Annotated in this window: 1 protein-coding gene and 3 pseudogenes; 2 read left to right on the top strand and 2 right to left on the bottom strand. The window is 60.9% G+C overall.

Translation table 11 applies throughout. From position 1 onward, the window contains the following. Both CP958_RS00020 and CP958_RS00015 read right to left on the bottom strand, forming a co-directional pair. Positions 1 to 228 (bottom strand): annotated as a pseudogene (locus CP958_RS00020) (class I SAM-dependent RNA methyltransferase); the annotation flags it as partial. 10 nt (positions 229 to 238) lie between these two features. Continuing rightward, positions 239 to 629, bottom strand: a pseudogene (locus CP958_RS00015) (transposase); the annotation flags it as partial. A 64-nt stretch (positions 630 to 693) separates the two neighbouring features. Here CP958_RS00015 and CP958_RS00010 point away from each other — a divergent pair. Together CP958_RS00010 and CP958_RS00005 are read left to right on the top strand one after the other, a co-directional pair. Continuing rightward, positions 694 to 1,074 (top strand): annotated as a pseudogene (locus CP958_RS00010) (integrase core domain-containing protein); the annotation flags it as partial. A gap of 488 nt (positions 1,075 to 1,562) precedes the next feature. After that, on the top strand, positions 1,563 to 1,960 hold a 398-nt coding region (locus CP958_RS00005; RefSeq protein WP_141400349.1), incomplete at its 3' end, for a glycosyltransferase.

Here is a 1,960-nt window from a genome sequence, read left to right as displayed (position 1 = left end):
GTCCCTCGGGATGGCCGACAGGATGGCCTCGGCGATGGCCAGCTCGCCGCCGCGGGTCGGCTGCAGAAAGGCGCCGGGAGCGGGTTCCACAGCGATGCCGGCGAAATGCACCGTGGCCGGGTGGCGCCGGGCGATGGGTTCCACTAGCCCGGTACCGGGGCGCCGCCAGTGCAGGCGGGCGAGGTCGAGGGCCTCGGCGGCGGCGGCCAGGGTCTCGCGCTCGAACAAATCGAGGCTAGCGGATCATGGTGCGATCCGCTGCGATGACCGAGCAGGCCCGACGCTCGCTCATCTCGAAAGCATTCCGCAGATGGGCGACAGCTTCCCGCTTGGCGGCGGGCCCTACCATTTTTTTCCCAGAAGATCGCGGAGCGCGGCCTCGTTCAGCATGGATTCCGCCAGCAGCTTCTTCAGCCGGGCGTTTGCTGCGCTGCCCTTCGGGTCTCATCCTCAAGCGCCTTCAGCCGCCGCGCCTCCGACACCTCCAGGCCGCCATACTTGGCCTTCCATTTGTAGAAAGTGGCGCTCGAAATGCCGTGCCGGCGGCACACATCCGCCGTCCCCGCCCCGGCCTCCTGCTCCTTCAGGATGCCGATGATTTGTTCTTCACTGAACCTGCTGCGCTTCATGTCGTCCGTCCTCTGATGGGCCGGACTCTACTTCAAACTGGAGGAAGATTTCCAAGGCAGGTCAACGGTGCTGACCGATAACGGCATCCAATTCACCTTTCCGTCGCGTTACGCCGACGGGCACACAGCACGCTATATGACCCACATGTCCGACATGCGCTGCCACGAGAACGGCATCGAGCACCGGCTGACCAAGATCAAGCATCCGTGGACCAACGGGCAGGTGGAGCGCATGAACCGCACCATCAAGGACGCCACCGTCAAACGATACCACTACGACAGCCACCAGCAGTTCGAAGCGCACCTCGAAAATTACAATTTTGCCCGCCGCCTGAAGACCCTGCGGGGGCTCACCCCATACGAATACATCTGCAAAATCTGGGAAACCGAACCGGAGCGTTTCAGGCTTAATCCGCACCATCAAATGCCGGGACTAAACACCTAGGGCGAAGGTGTTGCGCATGAAAATTCTCCAAACCCTACCGGAAGGAGTCCGGTTATTGCTGAAAGCCGACTGTATGGTAAGGGGATTTTCCTGGTGTCGATCATTTGGCGATTATCGCGATCGATCACCGGAGGCATCATTTCCAGACAGCCCAGAACTTGAGGCAGGCATTGGAAATATTCCACAGGATTTGGCGGACGTGGCTCTTCCGGTGCATTCCGTCGGGAAGAGCTTTTCGCCGAGAGCGGCGTGACTGCAGGTTCCGGAGGCCGCGCCCACGCGATACCCGCCGTCAGCAGCATGGCGGCCATAAGCAGGGAGCGTTTTACGTATGGCTCTTCTCCAATTTGGAACATATAATAAGACATTTTTCTATTATTGGAAACTAGTAAACGCAAAGCATTAGTAGCGGGTAATTGAACCTTCCGCTTGCCTGATCCCGCTAAAGTGGGCACAGTCCGCCGGCTTTCGAGCGGTTGGGCGTTATCATGGCCTGGGTGCGGGTAATTATTGTCAATTACAATGGCGGCGACCTGATCGGGCGCACGCTGTCCGCGCTTGCCGCCCAAACCATGGCTGATTTTGAGGCCGTGATCGTGGACAACGCCTCCACCGACGGTTCCGCCGACAATCTGACACTCCCCGATGACCGGTTCCGCCTGATATGCGCGGGCGCCAATCTGGGCTTTGCCGCCGGCAACAATTTGGGCGCGCGCGGATGCACGGCGCCGTGGATCGCCACCCTCAACCCCGACGCCCGGCCCCGGCCCGATTGGCTGGACCAATTGTGCCGCGCCAGCGAACGCCATGCGGGGGTGGGCGTGTTCGGTTCGACCCAATTGCTGGGCGATGACGGGCGGCTGATCGACGGCTTTGGCGACGTCAT

Origin of the sequence: Magnetospirillum sp. 15-1 (assembly GCF_900184795.1) — a bacterium.
Classification (GTDB): domain Bacteria; phylum Pseudomonadota; class Alphaproteobacteria; order Rhodospirillales; family Magnetospirillaceae; genus Phaeospirillum.
This window is presented reverse-complemented; position numbering and strand designations above follow the sequence as displayed.